The sequence below is a fragment of the Parageobacillus sp. NEAU-HV-2 genome (assembly GCF_059115485.1).
This window is the reverse complement of the sequence record NZ_JBXUJJ010000010.1, coordinates 100,703-120,972: the sequence shown is the minus strand read 5'-3', so window position 1 is coordinate 120,972 and position 20,270 is coordinate 100,703. Positions and strand designations below refer to the sequence as shown.

Sequence of the window (20,270 nt, the reverse complement as noted above, 5' to 3'; positions counted from 1 at the left end):
TCCCTTTCCAAACAGGAGACTGAATATTCAGTCTCCTGTTTGGAGGAAACTAGTTCCCTATTCATTCCAAATCCATTTCAGAGAAACCCTACCCCATTACATTACACAAAATTCTTGACGGTACCTTTATGAACGATAGAATAAATATTTGATTTATATTTTTAATATTCTAATAAAAAGTTTTTGCATTTCTTCTTTTTTTGATGTTAATATTAAAATAAATATAAATATTCTTTCTAATTTTTGTGAAGCGCTTACAAGTAGTAACGGTGATATTGTTTATTATTTTAGGATTAGCTGCGATGTTTGGCATTATTAGCATGAAAAACGGCCAACCAGCGCCAATGCTTTCCAATTTTACGGACCATGGCGGGCTATTTCCAAAGGGGCTTGGTGCTATTCTTGTGACAATGATCGTTGTTAATTTTTCGTTCCAAGGAACGGAATTGGTTGGTGTTGCGGCGGGAGAAAGCAAAGAGCCGGAAAAAACGGTCCCAAAAGCGATTCGCAACACGGTATGGCGCATTTTGCTTTTCTTTGTTCTAGCTATTTTTGTACTTGCCGGGTTGTTCCCGTGGGAAAAGGCTGGTTTAGTTGAAAGCCCGTTCGTTGTTGTGTTTGATAGTATCGGAATCCCGTATGCGGCAGACATTATCAATTTTGTTATTATTACGGCAGTGTTATCGGTCGCCAACTCCGGCCTATATGCCACATCGCGTGTATTATGGTCGATGTCTCGCCAAGGGATGGTTAGCCCGTTTTTTAGCAAACTATCGAAAAATGGTGTTCCGATTAACGCACTTATCGCAAGTATGGTCATTGGATGCCTTTCCTTATTATGCAGCATTTACGCGGAAAGCACTGTTTATGTTTGGTTAACGTCGATTGCAGGATTTGGCGCTGTGGCGGTGTGGGCGTCGATCGCTTTATCTAATTATTTAGGAAGAAAAGCATTTCTTCGCCAAGGTGGGGATGTTCGTGAACTAAAGTATAAAACACCGCTTTATCCATTTGTTCCGCTTCTTGCTTTTGCATTCAATCTAGTCATTATTATCAGTCTTGCGTTTATTCCAGGACCAGCGCATGGCTCTATATTGCGGCATCCCATTTATCGTTGCTTGCTATGTTTATTATCATCTTGTGGCAAAAAGACGAATGAAGGAAATACATAGAGATCAAACAATAAACGCTAGAGAAGGCGTAAGAGCATGACAAAAAGGTAAATGACGTATACTAGCGGAGGATAAGCATATCTTTCCTCTTTTTCCCATACACATAAAACGAAAAGATGAAAATGGGGAGGGGGAAGATATGCAATTTTATTATGGCCAGCAAATGCCGCTGCGTATTTTAGACGAAGCGGAATTTTGGAAACATCAAGAAGAGGAGCATACGGTTGTTATTCGCGAGCTTGTTAGCGGCTTAGAGCCCTCATATGTTGAGGCACTGAAAAAATGGGAAGAAGTACTTTCTGCGACGCATCAGCAAGTAGTAAGGTACATTGAGTCGGTCATTCGCACGGGGTATTACGTTCCTTATCAGCTTTACCAACAAGTGTTGCAGTTAGTATCTCATTGCTTACAGCAAAGTCTTGATTTTATTAAGTTATGCCAACAAATAAAAACGGAAAGCAAAGCAGTAAGCAAAAATCCAACGGCAAAAGTAGTGCTGAACCATATTATTCGTGAGTCAGAATATTTTGTTGGCATCGCGCAATTGTTATTATATAGAAAATAAGGAAATGTCTATTCGCTTCGGATAGGCATTTTGCGTGTTTGGAAACGAGAGTGCTCAATAAGAAAGTAGTAATGCAAAAATAATTCTCGGACTTGATCATTCTCCATGCCTAAAGGAAGGGGGATTCCTGGGGGAATCCCTTCTCCCGTCCGACGCTCGCTCTCATCCCTATAGCTGAAAACTAGGGGGTTTCTTGCTCGCATTCTATAATTGATAGTAAAATTATTTATATACAGAAAAAAAGGGGAGGGAGAAGGTTGTCGTTACATAGTTATATTTTACGCACGATGTTCGTTGTCATTCCCGGTACCGCTTTAATCAACCTTGGTATATGTTTAGGAAATGACATCCGTGGCGCAGCGTTTTGGTGGACATTTGTGATTACGGTATTATTTGGAGCCATTCTTGGCATCGTTTCCGCTATGTTGAATTATCGGCGATTTATCGCACCCATTGCTATTATTAATCATCATTTAGATAAAATGACAAATGGAGATTTGTCCACACGTGTTCCTATGAATGAAGTAAGACAATTAAAGCCGATCGCACTCTCGCTCAATAACATGGCCCAAGCGTGGCAGGAAGTCATCGCCAACATTCAGCGCCATTCCGATGAGATGGCGCAATTTTCCGGACAGTTAACAGCCATCGCGGAACAAACGACGAAAGCAGCGGAACAAATTGCGTCAACAATGGAGACGATTTCCTTAAGTTCGGAACAGCAAGTAAAGACGGTGCAAGAAACATCGTTAGCGATGAACGATATCTCCGATACGCTTATGCAAGTGGCGACGAATACGAAGCACGTCTCAACGAACGTAAATGAAACATCGACAAAAGCGCAATCCGGAAAACAGTCGATTTCGCAAATGGAAGAGCAAATGCAGTTTATTTATGAACATGTTCAATCACTTGGACAAGTTATCAAAGGTCTTGGAGAGCGTTCGAACGAAATTGGCCAAATCACCCAAGTGATTACAGGCATCGCTTCGCAAACGAATTTGCTTGCCTTAAATGCGGCGATTGAGGCAGCAAGAGCTGGGGAGCAAGGAAAAGGGTTCGCCGTTGTGGCGGATGAAGTTCGCAAATTGGCGGAACAGTCTGCTCAGTCCGCACAGCAAATTTCGCAGCTGATCGGCTATATCCAAGAAGAAACGGAAAAAGCGATTGAATCGATGGAAACAGTAGTTAGCGAAGTATCGCAAGGGCTCGATGTTGCGCAAACGGCTGGACAATCGTTTGAACAAATCCGCCAATCTATCAGCGAAGTCAATGCCCAAATCGAACAAGTATCCACATCGATCGGGCAAATGACGGAAAACGCGCAACGGGTAGCTGCATCCATTGAGCACATGACAGAGATTGTGGAACAATCTTCTTCTGGAGCAGCAAACATTTCGGCGGCGACACAAGAACAAATGGCATCGATGGAGGAAATTGCTTCGTCCGCCTCGTCGTTAAACAAAATGGCAGAAGATATGCAAACGATGTTGAAGCGGTTTACGGTATAAAACTGTTTACATTGCTTTATAAACATGTTAAGATTAAGAAAATTAAATAACTTTGTCGCTTATCTACTAGGGGAGTCCAATAGCTTGGACTGAGAAAAGAACGCGCTTAAGTTCTTTGACCCTTTGAACCTGATCTGGGTTATGCCAGCGTAGGGAAGTAGATAGCGGGAGTGTATGTGTTTGTTGCGTACGTTTCGCTATTTGCGTTCCATCGGGTTCTTTTAGAGAACCCGATTTTTATTTCCGCATATATTCTCCTATCTTGCCCCGCGTTTTGGTGTAACTTCAGGTCCTCACTACTATTTTGAAGGAGGAGAAGTTACATGCAAAACATCCCATCTTTCATGCAATTTCCTGCCAGTAAAAAGGTGTACGTCGAAGGTTCACGGCCGGATATTCGCGTTCCGATGAGAGAAATTACGTTAAGTCCGACAAAGACGGAAACAGGAATCATCGAAAATGAACCTGTTCGTGTTTATGACACAAGCGGTCCTTACACCGATCCTGATTTTCAGCCGGACATTCAAAAAGGATTGCCGACGCTAAGAAAACGATGGATTTTAGAAAGAGAGGATGTTGAAGAATACGAAGGTCGTCCCGTGAAACCGGAAGATAACGGATTTCGTAATGGGAAACAATCCGAGATTGTTCTGCCTTTCGAGAGAAAACCGCTGCGCGCAAAAAAAGGAAAAACTGTGACGCAAATGCATTACGCAAAACGAGGGATTATTACGCCGGAGATGGAATTTGTTGCGATTCGTGAAAATATAGATCCGGAAATCGTGCGCCAGGAAGTTGCCGCAGGCAGAGCGATTATTCCTTCGAATATTAACCATCCGGAAAGTGAACCGATGATTATTGGGAGTCGTTTTCATGTAAAAATTAACGCGAATATTGGCAATTCCGCAGTAACATCCTCCATTGAAGAAGAAGTAGAAAAAATGCTTTGGGCGGTGCGCTGGGGAGCAGACACGATTATGGACTTATCGACGGGAAAACATATTCATGCGACACGAGAATATATTATTCGCAATTCCCCTGTACCTGTCGGGACGGTTCCGATTTATCAAGCGCTCGAAAAAGTGAACGGCGTCGTCGAAGACTTAACGTGGGAAGTTTACCGTGATACGCTCATCGAACAAGCGGAACAAGGGGTAGACTATTTTACGATTCATGCGGGCGTGCTGCTTCGTTACATACCAATGACAGTCAATCGAACGACTGGCATTGTTTCACGCGGCGGCTCGATTATGGCACAATGGTGTTTAGCACACCACGAAGAAAACTTTTTATATACGCATTTTGAAGAAATATGCGAGATTTTAAAAACGTACGATATTGCCGTATCGCTTGGCGACGGATTGCGGCCGGGGTCGATTGCCGATGCCAATGACGAAGCGCAGTTTGCCGAATTAGAAACGCTCGGAGAATTGACGGAAATCGCGTGGAAGCATGATGTACAAGTGATGATCGAAGGGCCGGGGCATGTGCCGATGCATAAAATTAAGGAAAACGTCGACAAGCAAGTGGAAATTTGCAAAGGCGCGCCGTTTTATACGCTAGGTCCGCTCACGACCGATATCGCGCCGGGATATGACCATATTACATCGGCGATTGGCGCGGCGATCATCGGCGCGTACGGAACGGCCATGCTTTGTTATGTGACGCCGAAAGAGCATTTAGGATTGCCGAACAAAGACGACGTGCGCGAAGGAGTCATCGCTTATAAAATCGCCGCCCACGCCGCTGATTTGGCAAAAGGACATCCAGGCGCGCAGCAGCGGGATGATGCGCTATCGAAAGCACGCTTTGAGTTTCGCTGGAACGATCAATTCAATCTCTCGCTCGACCCGGACCGCGCCCGGGAATATCATGATGAAACATTGCCGGCGGAAGGAGCGAAAGTCGCGCATTTTTGTTCGATGTGCGGACCAAAGTTTTGCTCGATGAAAATCTCGCATGATTTGCAACGAGCGGTTAAAGAAGAAGGGATGAAACAAAAAGCGAAGGAGTTTGTCGAACATGGTTCCTCCCTCTACCAATAATGTTCAGGCGCTGCAGAAGGAGATTGTTGAGCTGAAAGAGAAAATTTCTAAATTAGAACGGCAAATTGCTCACATCCAAAGAAACTGCCGCCATGCATTTTTAGAAACGCCATTTATGCGAAAATGTATCAAGTGTCAATATGTTGAGATTTTATATTATTGAAAAATATGAGAGAATGCCTCTCTCATTCCTGTTCCTTTCATAAAAGCGGGAATGAGGGAGTTTTTTTGTTTCATGCTTCTGTCATTTTTCCTTCCCGTTTTTTATATAGTGGCATTGAGATGCTTAGGATTTATCGGCAACTGGTTTGAATTATTTTGGGGGAGGAATAAATATGAACACTTTTTCGCGTTACACGCAAACGATTTTTATTGATGGAACGTGGCAGGACGCCAAAAGCGGAAAAACGCTTCCAGTCCAAAATCCTGCGACATTGGAAACGATTACAGAAGTTTTGCATGGGGATGAAAGAGATGCAGAACAAGCGGTACGGGCCGCCCGCCAGGCGTTTTCGGACTGGTCAGGGAAAACGGCAAGAGAGAGATCTCAATTTTTATACGCGGCCTATGAAAAAATGAAGGAACAAAAAGAAGAACTTGCCGTTATTTTAACAACAGAGCAAGGAAAACCGCTCAAAGAAGCAAGAGCGGAGATTGATTCCGCCGCCAGCTATTTTCTCTGGTATGCCGAAGAAGCAAACCGTCTCTATGGGGAAATTATCCCGTCTTCGAACAAGCATAAACGGCTGATGGTCATCCCGCAGCCAATTGGCGTTGTCGCTGCGATTACTCCGTGGAACTTTCCAGCTTCGATGATTACGCGAAAACTAGCGCCGGCCCTTGCCGCTGGGTGCACGGTCGTGTTAAAGCCAGCGCCAGAGACGCCGTTGACGGCATATCGAATCGTAAAGATACTAGAAGAAGTAGGGATCCCACCAGGTGTGGTCAACCTTGTCACCGGCGATGCTGTTTCGATCGGACAGTGCTGGATGAATCATCCCGATGTGCGGCTGATTACGTTTACCGGTTCGACGGAAGTCGGGCGGCTGCTAATGAAAGGAAGCGCGGATCAAGTGAAAAAACTGTCGCTGGAACTTGGTGGCCACGCGCCGGTGATCGTATTTGAGGACGCTGATTTGGATTTAGCGGCGGAACTGACACTGGCGAGCAAGTTCCGCAACTGTGGGCAAACATGTATTTGCGCCAACCGCGTCTATGTGCAGCAGAGCGTTTGGGATGCTTTCCTCGACAAACTAACCGCCAAAGTGAAACGGCTCTCCATCGGAATTGGCACTGAGGAGACAACCGATATCGGGCCATTGATTAACGAAGAAGCGGTAAGAAAAGTGCAAGACCATTTAAACGATGCTGTGCAAAAAGGGGCTTTCGTTCTTTACGGCGGAAAACGATGGAAAGGGTCTTATCCGGGATATTTCTTTGAACCAACGATATTGGCGAATGTAACGAAAGAGATGAAAGTGATGAACGAGGAAACATTTGGCCCGCTTCTGCCGTTGCAGCCGTTTGCCGAGGAGGCGGAAGTAATTCGTCAAGCGAACGATACACCGTATGGTTTGGCGGCCTATATTTTCACTGACTCGCTTCACCGCGCGTATCGGGTCATGGAGAAGTTAGAATACGGCATCGTCGGCATTAATGATGTGTTTCCGGCCGTAGCCGAAGCGCCGTTTGGTGGCGTGAAGCAATCGGGCCTCGGAAAAGAAGGCGGCAAAGAAGGGATTTTCGAATTTGTCGAATTAAAGTATGTATCGATGGGGATCCGATCCTTGTAACTGACATTTCCAAAAGCAGCGATAAAAAATATTCATGACTGATTTCTTGGATGCATAAGTATGATAGTGAAAAAACTGCGTAGTCTATTGCGGCGCCTTTGCCGGCGATCTGCATGCGTAGACAGCGGCCAGTTTCATCATCGAATGATGATACTGGCCGCTTATTTTTATTTGGATGAAACGGTTTTTGTTAGGTTGGTTGAAGGTTCCGCTCACCATCATTTTTGTTAACTTAGGATGCCGTGAATGAAATAAATGAGCAAAAGCATAGATTTAGAGGGAAGGTATTTATTTCATGCGAAGGGATAGGGATGAATGTGTTTTCCGATATCGTCCAAACGATGCCTCCTTATTTATTTTCGCAGTTTCAAAGGAAAAAAGAAGAGTTGATCAAGAAGGGAGTCGATGTCATTGACCTAGGAATCGGCGCACCTGATTTACCGCCGCCGTCTTTTGTGGTGGAAAAATTAAAAGAAGAGTTAAACGAGCCAACCAATTATACGTATTCGCCGTATGCGGGGTGCAAAGAATACCGGGAAGCGGTAGCGCGTTTTTACGAGCGGGAATATGGAGTGCAGTTGGATCCCGATACCGAGGTATTAGCGCTAATCGGATCAAAGGAAGGAATTGTACATTTACTGCAGGCTATGCTCAATCCGGGAGATACGGTGTTGATTCCCGATCCCGGCTATCCGGTCTACCGCACTGCCGTGCATTTCGCACGGGGGAAAAGCGTTTATTTACCGCTCGATGCGGAAAATGGCTATGTTCCTCTTTTTTCCAAGCTTTCTTCGACCATTTATGAAGATGCGAAAATCATGTTTTTAAATTATCCGAGTAATCCAACGACGGCCACTGTCGGCATGGATACATTCGCCGAGGCGGTTTCGCTGGCAAAAAAGCACCGCATCTTCATCGCCCATGACTCTGCTTATTCGTTTGTTACTTTCCAAGGATTTAAAGCGCTAAGCATTTTACAAGTAAACGGGGCAAAGGAAGTAGCGGTCGAATTCGGTTCTTTATCGAAAAGCTACAACATGGCAGGCTGCCGCATCGGTTATATCGTCGGAAACAAAGAGATGATTAAAGCGCTTTCAATTATTAAAAGCAACACGGATACTTGCCAGTTTCTTCCGATTCAAAAAGCAGCGGCGGCAGCGCTGACGAGTGACCATCATTCCGTACAAGAAAATAACCGAATTTATGAGCAGCGAATGAATATGATGGTCGATGCGCTGCAGGCGTTGGGTATGCAAGTGCAGCGTCCGAAAGCTACCTTTTTCCTATGGATTCCTGTTTTCAAAGGGTATTCCTCCGAACAATTTGCCGCGAAGCTGCTTGAAGATGCAGGTGTGATTGTGACGCCGGGAACGGCATTTGGCCCTTCAGGGGAAGGATATGTTCGAGTATCTTTATCAGCGCCAATAGAGAGATTACAGCAAGCGATTGAACGATGGAAACAAATTGATTGGGAGGCGTAGAAATGGTGAAACAGACGATCCGCAACATCACCGCGGCAAAAGCGATCGTTCATTGCCTCAAACGAGAGGGCATTTCCCATGTGTTTTGCGTGCCGGGAGAAAGCTATTTGCCGCTAATGGACGCTATTTTTGATGAACCTTCTATTCAGCTCATTTCTGCTCGCCATGAGGGAGGCGCCTCGTTTATGGCGGAAGGTTATGCAAAAGCGTCGGGAAAACCCGGAGTTGTGCTGGCGACGCGGGGAGTCGGCGGGGCCAACTTAGCGATTGGTGTCCATACGGCGAGGCAAGATTCTACTCCGATGATTGTATTTTTAGGGCAAGTGCACAGCCATTTCCGCGGCCGGGAAGGGTTTCAAGAGGTCGATTTAGACCGGTTTTTCCAACCGATTGCAAAATGGACGGTGGAAATTCGCGAGGCGGAACGAATACCGGAGCTGGTGCAGCGGGCATTTCGCGTTGCGAAAACGGGCAGGCCAGGACCTGTCGTCATTTCTCTTCCAGAAGATATATTTCTTCAAGATATTGCTGAAGCCATCGTTTCGGATGTAGATATACCAAGACCTGTTCCAAGCGCAGAGGATGTGCGGAGCGTGCAGGAAATATTGCAAAGAGCGAAACGGCCAGTTGTCATTGCCGGCGGAGGGGTAAAGCTAGCGAAGGCAGAACAGCTATTGCGGTTATTTGCTGAAAAATATTCCATTCCTGTGGTGGCTGCTTTTCGCCGACATGACGTGTTCCCCAATGACCATCCACTTTATGTCGGCCATCTTGGATTAGGGACGCCGAAATCGATTGTCGAAACGGTAAAACAGGCCGATGTCGTGATCGCCATTGGGACACGATTATCGGAAGTGACGACACAAGATTATCGTTTGCTGTCGCCGGATCAGATACTTATTCATATCGATATCGACAGTGATGTATTAGGAAAAGTATATCCACCGGACATTTCCATCCTAGCAGATTGCAAAGAAACGCTCTTAAAATTGCTAGAAATCGCCGTACAGCCGTCTTGGCGTGATTGGGCGGCAGCGAGACGGAAACAGTATGAGCAAGTATCGACGCTTCCGCCGGAAAAACGGAACTTAAATGAAGCGATCATCGCCGGCTTGCAACAACATTTGCCAAACGATGCGATCATCACGAATGATGCTGGCAATTTCGCCGGCTGGCTCCATACCTTTTTCCAGTTTACCGAGGAGCATACGTATATTGGTCCTACTTCTGGGGCGATGGGGTATGGCATGCCGGCGGCGATTGGCGCCAAGCTTGCTTTCCCGGAGCGCGTCGTCGTTTCTCTATCAGGAGACGGTGGTTTTATGATGACGATGCAGGAGCTGGAGACCGCTGCTAGATATCATATTCCGATTATTAGTATCGTCTTTAACAATTGCATGTATGGAACCATCCGCATGCATCAAGAACTTCACTTTCCGAAACGGGTCATCGGGACGGATTTGGGACATGTATCGTTTGCCGAATTAGCGAAATGTTTAAACGCCAACGGCATTCGCGTGGAAACAGAAGATCAATTTAATAGAGCACTCATTCAATCCTTTAACGAAACAAAACCAACGGTGATCGAAGTCATGACAGATCCGAACCAAATTTCCGTGACAGCGACGATCGACGAGTTGCGAAAGCGGTCGAATTCTCGGTAAACATTTGCATAATAGCCATGATAGTAGATGCATAAATTTTTTATAGAAAATAAACGACAAGGAGGAAACTGTATTGTGAAAGCATTGAATTTTATTAATGGGGAATGGAAAGAATCAGTTAGCAAACAATTTGCTCCGGTGATTAATCCGGCAAATGGCGAAACGCTTGGAGAAGTGACGGTTTCGATCGAAGCGGATGTCGATGCAGCGGTAAAAGCAGCGAAGACCGCGCAAAAAGAGTGGGCGCTCGTACCGGCGCCAAAACGGGCGGAAGTGCTATATAAAGTCGGCTATTTATTAAAAGAAAGAAAAGAACAGCTCGCTAGACTGCTAACGATGGAAATGGGGAAAGTGCTTGAGGAAGCGCGCGGGGAAGTGCAAGAAGGAATTGACATGGCGTTTTATATGGCTGGTGAAGGAAGACGGTTATTCGGTGATACAACTCCTTCGGAATTAAAAGATAAATTTGCGATGAGTATTCGCGTGCCAGTTGGGGTTGTCGGCATCATCACTCCATGGAATTTTCCGATTGCGATCGCGACATGGAAATCGTTCCCGGCCATTGTTGCCGGCAATGCGGTCGTATGGAAGCCGGCGTTAGAAACACCATTTATGGCGCAGGAGCTGGCGAAAATATTCGAAGAAGCAGGATTGCCAAAAGGGGTGTTCAACGTCGTTCACGGCGATGGTCCAACGACAGGAAATGCGTTGGTAGAGCATCCGGACGTGCAAGTGATTTCCTTTACCGGGTCGAACGAAGTCGGGCGGATGATTGCCGAAAAGTGCGGCCGCCGCCTGAAAAAAGTGTCGCTAGAAATGGGCGGAAAAAATGCCGTTATTGTCATGGATGACGCCGATTTATCGTTAGCGGTAGAAGGTATTTTGTGGAGTGCGTTTGGTACGTCAGGGCAAAGATGTACGGCATGCAGTCGCGTCATTGTTCATGAAAAGGTGAAGGAAGAATTAGAAAATAGATTGCTAGAAGCAATGAAGACATTAACGATTGGAAACGGATTGGATGAAAACGTCAAAGTCGGCCCGGTCATTAATGAAGAAGCGCTGCAAAAAATTGACCGTTATGTGCGAATTGGCAAGGAAGAAGGGGCAAAGCTATTAACCGGGGGCTATATTCTGCGGGATGGAGAGTATCAAAAAGGCTACTATTATGCTCCGACTCTCTTTACCGATGTTCAACCAACGATGCGCATTGCGCGCGAAGAAATTTTCGGCCCGGTTGTTTCCATTATTTCGGTAAGCAGTTTAGAAGAAGCAATCGCTGTCAACAACAGCGTCGATTATGGATTATCGAGTTCTATTTTTACAAGAGACGTGAACAAAGTGTTTAAAGCGATGCGCGATTTAGATACAGGTATTGTCTATGTCAATGCCGGTACGACGGGGGCGGAAATTCATCTACCGTTTGGCGGTACGAAAGGAACAGGAAACGGCCATCGCGACTCTGGCGTTGCGGCGCTTGATGTGTTTACCGAATGGAGAAGCGTTTATATTGATTTCAGCGGCAAATTGCAACGGGCACAAATCGATATCGAGGAGTAACATAAAAGAGAACAGGGAGGAAGGCACGATGAAAGCGTTGGTGCTTGGAGCCGGGCTGATGGGAAAAGAGGCGGCGCGCGATTTAGCGCAAAGTGAGGCAGTTTCCGCCGTCACGTTAGCTGATGTGGATATACAAAAGGCAGAGGCTGTTTGCCGGCAGCTGCATTTTAGCAAACTCGAAGCAAAGCAAGTCGATGCAGCGAATGAAAAAGAGTTGGCCGCGCTGATGCGCGAACATGATGTTGTCGTTAACGCGTTATTTTATCGTTTTAATGAAATTGTAGCGAAAACGGCGATCGAAGCTGGCGTGCATTCCGTTGATTTAGGTGGGCATATCGATCATATTACCGACAGAGTATTACAATTAAATGAAAACGCCAAACAAGCCGGTGTTACGATCATTCCAGATTTAGGAGTCGCACCGGGAATGATCAATATTTTATCAGGGTACGGTGCGAGCAAATTAGACGAGTTAAAATCGATCAAACTATATGTTGGCGGAATTCCTGTACGCCCGGAGCCGCCGCTTGAATACAATCATGTATTTTCGCTAGAAGGGCTGCTTGATCATTATACCGATCCATCTCTCATTATTCGGGATGGGAAAAAACAAGAAATTCCGTCTTTATCGGAAGTCGAAACTGTTTATTTTGATCAGTTCGGCCCGCTGGAGGCGTTTCATACTTCAGGCGGGACGTCCACCTTGTCCCATTCTTATCCGCAATTGGAATGCTTGGAATATAAAACGATCCGCTATCCTGGGCACGCAGAAAAATTTAAACTGCTCGTCGATTTGAATTTGACAAGAGACGATTACGAGGTGGAAGTAAAAGGACAAAAAGTGAAGCCGCGCGACGTGCTTTTAGCGGTTTTATTGCCGCTCTTGGATTTAAAAGATAAAGAAGATGTCGTGCTATTGCGGGTCATTGTCGGCGGAGTCAAAAACGGCAAAGAGACGATTTTGGAATATGAAACGGTAACGTTTAAAGACCGCAGAAACAACGTGACAGCGATGGCACGGACTACTGCTAATACAATCTCGGTCGTCGCGCAAATGATCGGAAGCGGAGTCATTCAAAAACGGGGGGTTTATCCGCCGGAGCAAATCGTTCCAGGAGACATTTACATCAAGGAAATGGAAAAGCGGGGAGTAGTGATTAAAGAAAAACAATATGTAAGAGAATGAACAGAAGGCTGGTTTTAGGTGGAAAGTTTCCGCCTAAAACTAGCCTTAATTTGTTTGGGTAACGGACGGTTGTTGTTTGCGCAAGCTGAGAAAGGCAAAGGCGATTAACGTCAGCACCATCGCTACCATAAATGGCGCTTTGGCGGAAATGGAGTGACCGATCACACCCGATAGCACAGGGGCAATCGCAGCCCCCATCCAGCGGACGAAGTTGTACATTCCAGACGTAATTCCGCGTTCATACGGAGATATGTCCATGACATAGCTGGTGAACAAGGCGTTATTTAAACCGGAAACAAGGCCAGACAAAATAATAAGAGCGATCATCAGCCAGGTGCTTTGCGTCATAAATAGCAGCAGCAAAAATACAGCAAACAGCAATAAACTATAAGGCAAAATTTGCTTTGGTGTATACTTTTCTTCTAAACGGTGTGCAAGAATCGCAGAACCATAGGCAAGGCAAAGCCCCCAGCCGAAAAAGACAAAGCCGATTTGAATCGCGGAAATCCCGATGATTAACGGCGAATACGCCAGCACGACGAAAAAGCCATAGTAATACAGCATTGCGCCGATTGCGCCTTTGAGGAAAGGCGGGAACGTTAATAAATGCTGCATTTCTTTCATGCCAACTGCTTTTCTCATTTTTCCTTTATTCGGATCATAGACAAAAAAGACGACAAGAAGAAGTGCGATAAAAATGAAAATGCTCGTTCCAATAAACGGGTATCGCCATGAGTGCTGACCGAGAAGACCGCCGATAAGCGGGCCGCCTGCCATCCCAAGGCCGATGGCTGCTTCGTAAAGGCCAACGGCAGTGCTTGCTTGCGGCGTTAACGCAATTAATAACGTCATCGCTGTCGCAAAAAACATCGAGTTGCCAAGCCCCCATCCAGCCCGGAAAATCGATAATTGCGGAATCGTATTGGATAAGCCGCACAATAAGGAAACAACCGTAACGATACTAAGCCCGATTGCCATCATCCGTTTGTCTCCTATACGGCTAACCATCATTCCAGATGGAATCATCATGATTGCCATCGTAAAAATGTATGCGGTAAACAGCATTTCCACTTGCCAATGAGTCGCACCGATGCTTTCGGCAATCACCGGCAAAATCGGGTCGACAATCCCGATTCCCATAAACGCTAAAAATGTCGCAAATACGGTAATCCATCGTGCCCGTGTCTGTCTTCCTTCCTCCATTATGATCCTCTCCTTTCTTTGTTTAAAATGGCTTGAATTCGTTGTTCCATTTGTTCCAGCTCTTTTTTAAATTGGGCCATTTTTTTCATTTTCTCTTCAAGCATATCGATTTGCTTACGAAGGTTGGCGGCAACATGTTCGAGCTCTTGCCTTTTTTCCTCCTGTTCGCTAGCGTTGCGGTATTCAAAACGATGGGATTCGATCTTTTCCTTCAGCGTTAAAAAACGCTGCAGCTCTTGCAGGGAAAACCCTAATACTTCACGGGCCGCAATCGCTCTTTTTAATTGCTCAATATCTTCTTCTGTATACAGGCGCGTTCCTTTCTCGCTGCGTTCAGGGGGTTTAATTAAGCCGATTTCTTCATAGTAGCGGATCGCCCGCTTTGTTAATCCTGTTTCTTTGGCGACGTCGTCAATTTTGAACCGTTTCATTGTCGTTCCTCTCGCTTTATTTATGTAATAAAGGTTGCTACCATAAATATAACATTAACGTTAACGTTAGATTTTGTCAATGGGAAATAGGATTTATTTGGAAAAATATAGTCAAGAGGGTGAAAAATAACGGTAAAAAAAGCGGCTATCCCGTTCAACGATAAAGGGAAAGTCGCTTTCAAAGGCAAGGGAAACTATTCGGTTGTCCGCTTTTGTTTTAACACCTCTTTTACAGCCGCTTCGATTTCCTGATAACTGGTGCAGCGGCAAATATTTGATTCGAGCCATTCTTGAATGGTGGCATCATCAGCATCGGGTTTTGTTTCCGTCAAGGCGTAGGCGTTCATAATAAAGCCGGGGGTGCAATAGCCGCATTGGAAGGCGAAGTGTTCGATAAACGCGCGCTGAATCGGCGTATTATGAAGACCTTCGATTGTAGTAATCTCCTTGCCAACCGTTTCGATGGCAAGCATCATGCACGATTTGATTGGGATGCCGTCAACTAATACGGTGCAGGCGCCGCAGTCGCCGTTTAGACAGCCAGGCTTTGCTCCGGTAAGACCGAGTTCGTTACGGAGAACAAAGAGCAATGTATCAGCTTGGCGGGCGACAACAGATCTCATTTCCCCGTTTATTAGCAATTGCATTTCACATTTGGTTGAGGATTCCATTTGCTTACTCCCCTCCCAGCTCGTCAATAATATCGAACAGCATTTGTTTGAGCACAAACAGACGGTACGCTGCCGATCCTTCAATATCGTCTAAAATTGGGTGCGGCAGTGCTTCGATTGCCCCCACGACGCGGTCATGTACGGAGAGATGGCGCGCATTTAATCGCTCTTCCATCTCTTTGGAACGGAACGGAAACGGGCACACGCCACTTAGTGCCACGCGAATTTGCCCATCTTTTTTGATGGCGGCGGCGGTGACAAGCGGGTATCCGACTTCGCCTTGTTTGCGGCGCTTGCGATGGAAATGGGGCAGTGATGCGTAGGAGCGGTCGACTTTCATTTGTACGAGAAATTGCCCGGGTTTTAATTGAATATGCTGTTGAAAGACGTCATGAATGCTGCATTGTTTTACGCCGTCTTTTCCGGCAATGACTGCTTGACTGTCAGAAAGCAGAAGCGGCAATACCGTTTCACGGTAAAAAATTTGCCCGCAAATATTGCCGCCAAGGGTGATTTGGTTGCGCGCTGTTCGGTCGGCGACTTCGCTCGCCGCTTTCGTCAAGAGCGGAAACGGATTGGCCTCTTCTAATGCGGTCAGCGACAATGCCGCTCCGAGCACGAGTTCGTGCGGATTGGATTCCAGCGCTCGGCATTCGGGAATATGTTTAATGTCAATGACCGCGTCGGCGGCAACAAGATGGAGGCGGGAGAGCGTAATAAATTCTGTTCCGCCTCCGTAATAGAGCGGTTTTTTGCCCTGCTGCTGCAAGATGTCAAACATTTGCACCGCTTCTTCAATGGAGCGGGGGCGATGATAAGTAATCTCAAATGGAATCATGGCCGTCACCTTTCTTTTTCCGCCAAATCAGCTCAGGGAACAGCGGCAGTTCATTGAGCGGCACTTCCGCAGCGAGCGACAAAGCGTTTGCCAATGCGGCTGGCATGCCGATCAGCCCGTGCTCGCCGGCGCCGCGCGCCCCGTATGGCGCATCGATTTGCGGTGTTTCGATAAACTCGACAATATATTCCGGATGTTCGCCGAAGCGAATTGGCTGATAAGTGCGAAATTGTGGGTTCAGCACCCGTTCGTAGCGGTCGAATAAAAACGTTTCGCGGCTCGCAAAACTCAGTCCCATGCTCATTGCTCCCGTCGCCTGCCCAAGTGCGGCTTTCGGATTGAGCACTTTGCCGATATCAATGACGGCGAACGCTTTGAGGATTTTATACGTGTAGTCGCGGCGGTTGAATTCAATTTCCACTCCTTCCGCGCCGACCGTCCATTCTGGTCCCGGTTTGCCCGCTCCCGTTTCTTTGTCGAGTGGGGTCATGTGGCGCAAAATATAGTTTCCCCGTCCGATGATTTGCCCGCCGATCGCATTGCCGTTTGGATATTTGTAGCCGTAGGCGATGTCTTTAACCGGGACATAGATGCTAGGGTCATCGCGTAAAAATACTTTTCCGTAGCCAACTTCTAAATCTTCCACCGATGCGCGGAGTACGCAAGACGCGATCGCTTTTAGCTGGCGGATGGCGTCGTCCGCCGCTTCGAGCGCTGCCCTTCCTGCCATAAAGGTGCCGCGGCTTCCGACCGTTTTCCAATGTTCAGGGGTTGTTTGCGTATCGATGTCCATTTTCACGTGGACATCGTTGATGTCCATTTTTAATTTTTCAGCAACGATTTGGGCGAGGATCGTTTTCGTTCCGGTTCCGATTTCAACGACGCCGGAGATGACATTGACGCTTCCGTCGGGATTAAATGTTAAAATGACGCCGGAACTGGCATCGGGGTCAATCGTGGATGTTTTCCACGCGCAGCTGATGCCTTTCGCCCGTACGGTATAAGCATCGATTTCGATGCGCTGCCATTCGTCCCATTCCATTAGCTCGCGCAAACGATCGAGGCAGGCTGGCAAGTCGCCAACATTGCTGCGGTTTAACAGCACTTGCGTCGGGGTGGTATGGCCGGGGCGAATTGCGTTTTTGCGCCGCAATTCCCACTTGTCCATATTCAGCTTTTCGGCAAGCAAGTCTAGTGCGCGTTCGATGGCAAAAGCTTGTTCACTATGGCCGAAGCCGCGAAATGGAGTGGCATATGGATGATTCGTATAGACGCATAACGAATCGCACCAGACGTTTTCGATATGATATGGTCCGGTGCAGTCGACAGCAGCGGCGCGGCTGACATCGATCGCTTTATCGGAATACGCGCCGCCGTCAAATAAAAACAAAATTTCCGCCGCTTTGATATAGCCGTCTTTTGTGGCGCCAAGCTTGACGGTGGCCTCCAGGCCGATATGGACCGGAGAGGTGATCATATCTTCTTCCCTTGTATTCCAGACGCTGACCTTTCTTCCCCCCACCGCTTTCGCTGCCAGATAGGCGAGAAGCTCGAGCTGCACAGGCGCTTTTCCGCCGTACGCTCCGCCGACAAGCGGGGTATGGACGATAATGTTGCCGACATCTTCTCCAAAATAGGTGCTGATGAGCCGTTTAATCATAAATGGTGATTGGGAGGAAGCGGAAATAACGATTTTGCCGTCGGGAAGAATTTCTGCAGTGGCGCATCTTGTTTCCATTGCCACGTGGTCGGAAGGGGAAAAGGCCACGCTCGTTTCCACAATGACGTCGCTTTCCGCCCAGCCCCGTTCCATATTGCCTTTGCGGATTTTCGTGCGGTGGGCGATGTTTGTATTCGGTTCGGGATAGGTATGTTCGTTCTTTTGATAGCTTCCTAGCTGTTCATGGATGAGGGGGGCTCCTTCTTTTAGCGCTTCGCTTGGCTTGCCGATGGCAGGAAGAGGTTCATAGACGACATGAACAAGGTTGGCCGCCTTTTCTGCCTGCACAAGCGTATCGGCGACGACGACGGCAACGACTTCGCCATGATAGCGCACTTTATCAAAGGCGATGGGAGGACGATCGCGCAAGTCTTCTCCTGTCAGTGGCAGGCCTTCGCCGGTGATGATCGCGCGCACGCCGGGGATGGCGCGCGCCTTTTCGGCGTCGATCGCGCGAATGCGCGCATGGGCGTACGGGCTAGTAACGAGTTTGGCATGGAGCATGCCTTTTTCTTTGAAATCGTTCGTGTATTTTGCTCTTCCTGTCACTTTGTCCCATGCTTCTTTGCGAATGACGCTTTTACCGATAGCCATCGCATTCCTCCCTTTTTTCGCTTTGTTTGATGGCATGTAGGCTCTGTTATCATTGTATTCTTTTAGAAAATGGCCATGACTGAAAAATAAAGAAGCCAGCGTTTCGAGATGCCGAAACGCTAGCTTCTTTCCACATCTGGATCATTTTTTATTTTCCGCTTATTTAACCGTCCGGCTTGTTTGGCGGCTTCACGCAACAAAAATTCAATATGGGCGTTGACGCTGCGGAACTCGTCTTGCGCCCACTGTTCAATTACTTCATACAAAGCTGGGTCCATGCGCAGAGGGAAATTTTTCTTTTTTGCCATAGCACTCCACAACCGTTAATATAGACTGCCGGTGTTAATGACCGGCTGGGTCGCCCGTTCCGAAACAATGGCGACCATTAAGTTGTTGACCATATTAGCCTTTCGTTCATCATCTAACTCTAAAATTCCCTCTTTGTCAAGCTGCTCGATCGCCATTTGCGCCATAGAGACCGCACCTTCGACGATTTTTTTTCGCGCTGATAAAATAGCGGCAGCTTGTTGGCGCTGAAGCATGGCGCTGGCGATTTCCGGAGAGTAGGCCAGATGGGTAAGGCGTGCTTCCATCACTTCCACTCCCGCCACGCGCAACCGCTCCTGCAGTTCGGCAGCGAGCACATCGGAAATGATATCAGCGTTTCCGCGCAGCGTAATTTCATCTTCATCGCTGAACGTATCATATGGGTATTTCGTCGCCACATGGCGAATCGCCGCCTCGCTTTGAATCTCGACAAACTCTTCATAATGATCGACGTCAAACACTGCTTTGGCCGAGTCAATGACACGGAATACAATCACGGCGGCAATCTCGATCGGGTTTCCTTGTACATCGTTGACTTTCAGCTTGCTGCTAGTGAAGTTGCGCACGCGCAAGGAAACGTTTTGACGGGTGGTGAGCGGAACGGTGAGAAATAACCCGCTGTCGCGAATCGTTCCTAAATAGCGGCCAAAGAAAATAACCACCTTTGCCTGGTTCGGCTGTACGATGGTAATGCCGGTAGCAAAAACGACTGCGACGACAAGGAATAGAGCGGCAATAACGATTTGCTCATGTAATACGCTTAGCAGCGCTACGGCAGCGAGGATAGCGATGCATATAATCCCGATAAACCCATTCATATACCATGCTTTTGTTTCCTTCATCGACTTCGCTCCTTTAATATCTAATTTATATTAAAATGATATCACATTTTGAAATAAATGTAAATGATTTATTCTCTTCATTCTAATAATTTGCTAATATATTAAATTGTTAAAATGTGGTAAATGTTGATTGACAGAACAAGAAAATAAACGATACAATATTTTTAGAAAATTAAAATAAAACAGGTGTGTAGCCACATGCTAAAAGAAGCAAAAGCGCGGATTGGCCGAAACGCCATATTGCTGGCGATGCTCGACGGAGAAGAAGAACTCGAGATCAAAAGGAATTTAGATCATTTATCATGGCGTTATTGTAAAGGAAAAGTCGGCTCGATGGAGCCGCAAAAAATTGTCGCTGCGATTGAAACGGCGGCAAAGCGCAACCATGTCGTCGACGGTGAGCTGTATCGGGAAATGCACGCGCTCTATCATGCGGTCGTCGAAGCGGTGCAAGGCGTAACGAGGGGGCAAGTGGAGCTAGGAGATTTAATGAGAACAGTCGGCCTTCGTTTCGCTGTTGTCAGAGGGACGCCGTATGAAAATGCGGCGGAAGGGGAATGGATTGCTGTTGCTTTATACGGGACGATCGGCGCGCCGATTCGCGGGTTGGAGCATGAGACGGTCGGATTAGGAATCAATCATATATAAAGCCTATAGCGATGAGTTTAGG

Annotated in this window: 16 protein-coding genes, 1 pseudogene and 1 riboswitch; of the genes and pseudogenes, 10 read left to right on the top strand and 7 right to left on the bottom strand. The window is 46.9% G+C overall.

Features of this window, described 5'->3' with window-relative positions; translation table 11 throughout:
- Window positions 1-254 precede the first annotated feature (254 nt).
- From AC1WMD_RS15310 to AC1WMD_RS15270, 9 genes and pseudogenes are all read left to right on the top strand, one after another.
- A pseudogene (locus AC1WMD_RS15310) lies at window positions 255-1,212 on the top strand (amino acid permease); the annotation flags it as partial.
- 99 nt (window positions 1,213-1,311) lie between these two features.
- Window positions 1,312-1,737, top strand: a complete 426-nt coding sequence (locus AC1WMD_RS15305) for a DUF2935 domain-containing protein (RefSeq protein ID WP_043903489.1) — start codon at window positions 1,312-1,314, stop codon at window positions 1,735-1,737.
- Between the two features lie 257 nt (window positions 1,738-1,994).
- Window positions 1,995-3,248, top strand: coding sequence for a methyl-accepting chemotaxis protein (locus AC1WMD_RS15300; RefSeq protein WP_494257867.1), 1,254 nt, complete (start codon window positions 1,995-1,997; stop codon window positions 3,246-3,248).
- Between the two features lie 58 nt (window positions 3,249-3,306).
- A riboswitch (TPP riboswitch) is annotated at window positions 3,307-3,421 on the top strand.
- A 150-nt stretch (window positions 3,422-3,571) separates the two neighbouring features.
- Window positions 3,572-5,293, top strand: a complete 1,722-nt coding sequence (thiC, locus tag AC1WMD_RS15295; RefSeq protein WP_494257866.1) for a phosphomethylpyrimidine synthase ThiC — start codon at window positions 3,572-3,574, stop codon at window positions 5,291-5,293.
- Window positions 5,294-5,628: 335 nt separating this feature from the next.
- Window positions 5,629-7,086 (top strand): NAD-dependent succinate-semialdehyde dehydrogenase, encoded by a 1,458-nt coding sequence (locus AC1WMD_RS15290; protein ID WP_494257865.1) that lies wholly within the window; start codon window positions 5,629-5,631, stop codon window positions 7,084-7,086.
- A 311-nt stretch (window positions 7,087-7,397) separates the two neighbouring features.
- Complete coding sequence (locus AC1WMD_RS15285; RefSeq protein WP_494257864.1) at window positions 7,398-8,567, top strand: LL-diaminopimelate aminotransferase; 1,170 nt, start codon at window positions 7,398-7,400, stop codon at window positions 8,565-8,567.
- A gap of 5 nt (window positions 8,568-8,572) precedes the next feature.
- Window positions 8,573-10,231 carry a thiamine pyrophosphate-binding protein gene (locus AC1WMD_RS15280; RefSeq protein WP_494257872.1) on the top strand — a complete coding sequence of 553 codons (1,659 nt, stop codon included), beginning with the start codon at window positions 8,573-8,575 and terminating at the stop codon, window positions 10,229-10,231.
- Between the two features lie 75 nt (window positions 10,232-10,306).
- Window positions 10,307-11,788, top strand: coding sequence for an aldehyde dehydrogenase family protein (locus AC1WMD_RS15275; RefSeq protein ID WP_494257863.1), 1,482 nt, complete (start codon window positions 10,307-10,309; stop codon window positions 11,786-11,788).
- Between the two features lie 28 nt (window positions 11,789-11,816).
- Window positions 11,817-12,974, top strand: a complete 1,158-nt coding sequence (locus AC1WMD_RS15270) for a saccharopine dehydrogenase family protein (protein ID WP_494257861.1) — start codon at window positions 11,817-11,819, stop codon at window positions 12,972-12,974.
- A gap of 45 nt (window positions 12,975-13,019) precedes the next feature.
- Here the strand turns inward: AC1WMD_RS15270 and AC1WMD_RS15265 are convergent, their stop codons facing one another.
- The 7 genes from AC1WMD_RS15265 to AC1WMD_RS15235 form a co-directional block, all read right to left on the bottom strand.
- Entirely contained in the window at window positions 13,020-14,177 is a 1,158-nt protein-coding gene (locus tag AC1WMD_RS15265; protein WP_494257860.1) for an MFS transporter, read from the bottom strand.
- Window positions 14,177-14,608 (bottom strand): MerR family transcriptional regulator, encoded by a 432-nt coding sequence (locus AC1WMD_RS15260; protein ID WP_494257859.1) that lies wholly within the window; start codon window positions 14,606-14,608, stop codon window positions 14,177-14,179. Before AC1WMD_RS15260 ends, AC1WMD_RS15265 begins: the two co-directional genes overlap by 1 nt.
- A gap of 194 nt (window positions 14,609-14,802) precedes the next feature.
- Complete coding sequence (locus AC1WMD_RS15255; protein ID WP_494257858.1) at window positions 14,803-15,279, bottom strand: (2Fe-2S)-binding protein; 477 nt, start codon at window positions 15,277-15,279, stop codon at window positions 14,803-14,805.
- A gap of 4 nt (window positions 15,280-15,283) precedes the next feature.
- A complete protein-coding gene (locus AC1WMD_RS15250) occupies window positions 15,284-16,117 on the bottom strand; it encodes an FAD binding domain-containing protein (RefSeq protein ID WP_494257856.1) in 834 nt (277 codons plus the stop codon).
- Window positions 16,104-18,431, bottom strand: coding sequence for a xanthine dehydrogenase family protein molybdopterin-binding subunit (locus AC1WMD_RS15245; RefSeq protein WP_494257855.1), 2,328 nt, complete (start codon window positions 18,429-18,431; stop codon window positions 16,104-16,106). The genes AC1WMD_RS15250 and AC1WMD_RS15245 overlap by 14 nt, the downstream gene beginning before the upstream one ends.
- Before the next feature lie 119 nt (window positions 18,432-18,550).
- Window positions 18,551-18,739, bottom strand: a complete 189-nt coding sequence (locus AC1WMD_RS15240; protein WP_494257854.1) for a type II toxin-antitoxin system antitoxin — start codon at window positions 18,737-18,739, stop codon at window positions 18,551-18,553.
- Window positions 18,740-18,754: 15 nt separating this feature from the next.
- Window positions 18,755-19,600, bottom strand: a complete 846-nt coding sequence (locus AC1WMD_RS15235; protein ID WP_494257853.1) for an SPFH domain-containing protein — start codon at window positions 19,598-19,600, stop codon at window positions 18,755-18,757.
- Window positions 19,601-19,798: 198 nt separating this feature from the next.
- On the opposite strand from AC1WMD_RS15235, the gene hutP reads away from it, so the two are divergent.
- Window positions 19,799-20,248, top strand: coding sequence for a histidine utilization transcription antiterminator HutP (hutP, locus tag AC1WMD_RS15230; RefSeq protein WP_494257852.1), 450 nt, complete (start codon window positions 19,799-19,801; stop codon window positions 20,246-20,248).
- Window positions 20,249-20,270: the final 22 nt, after the last annotated feature.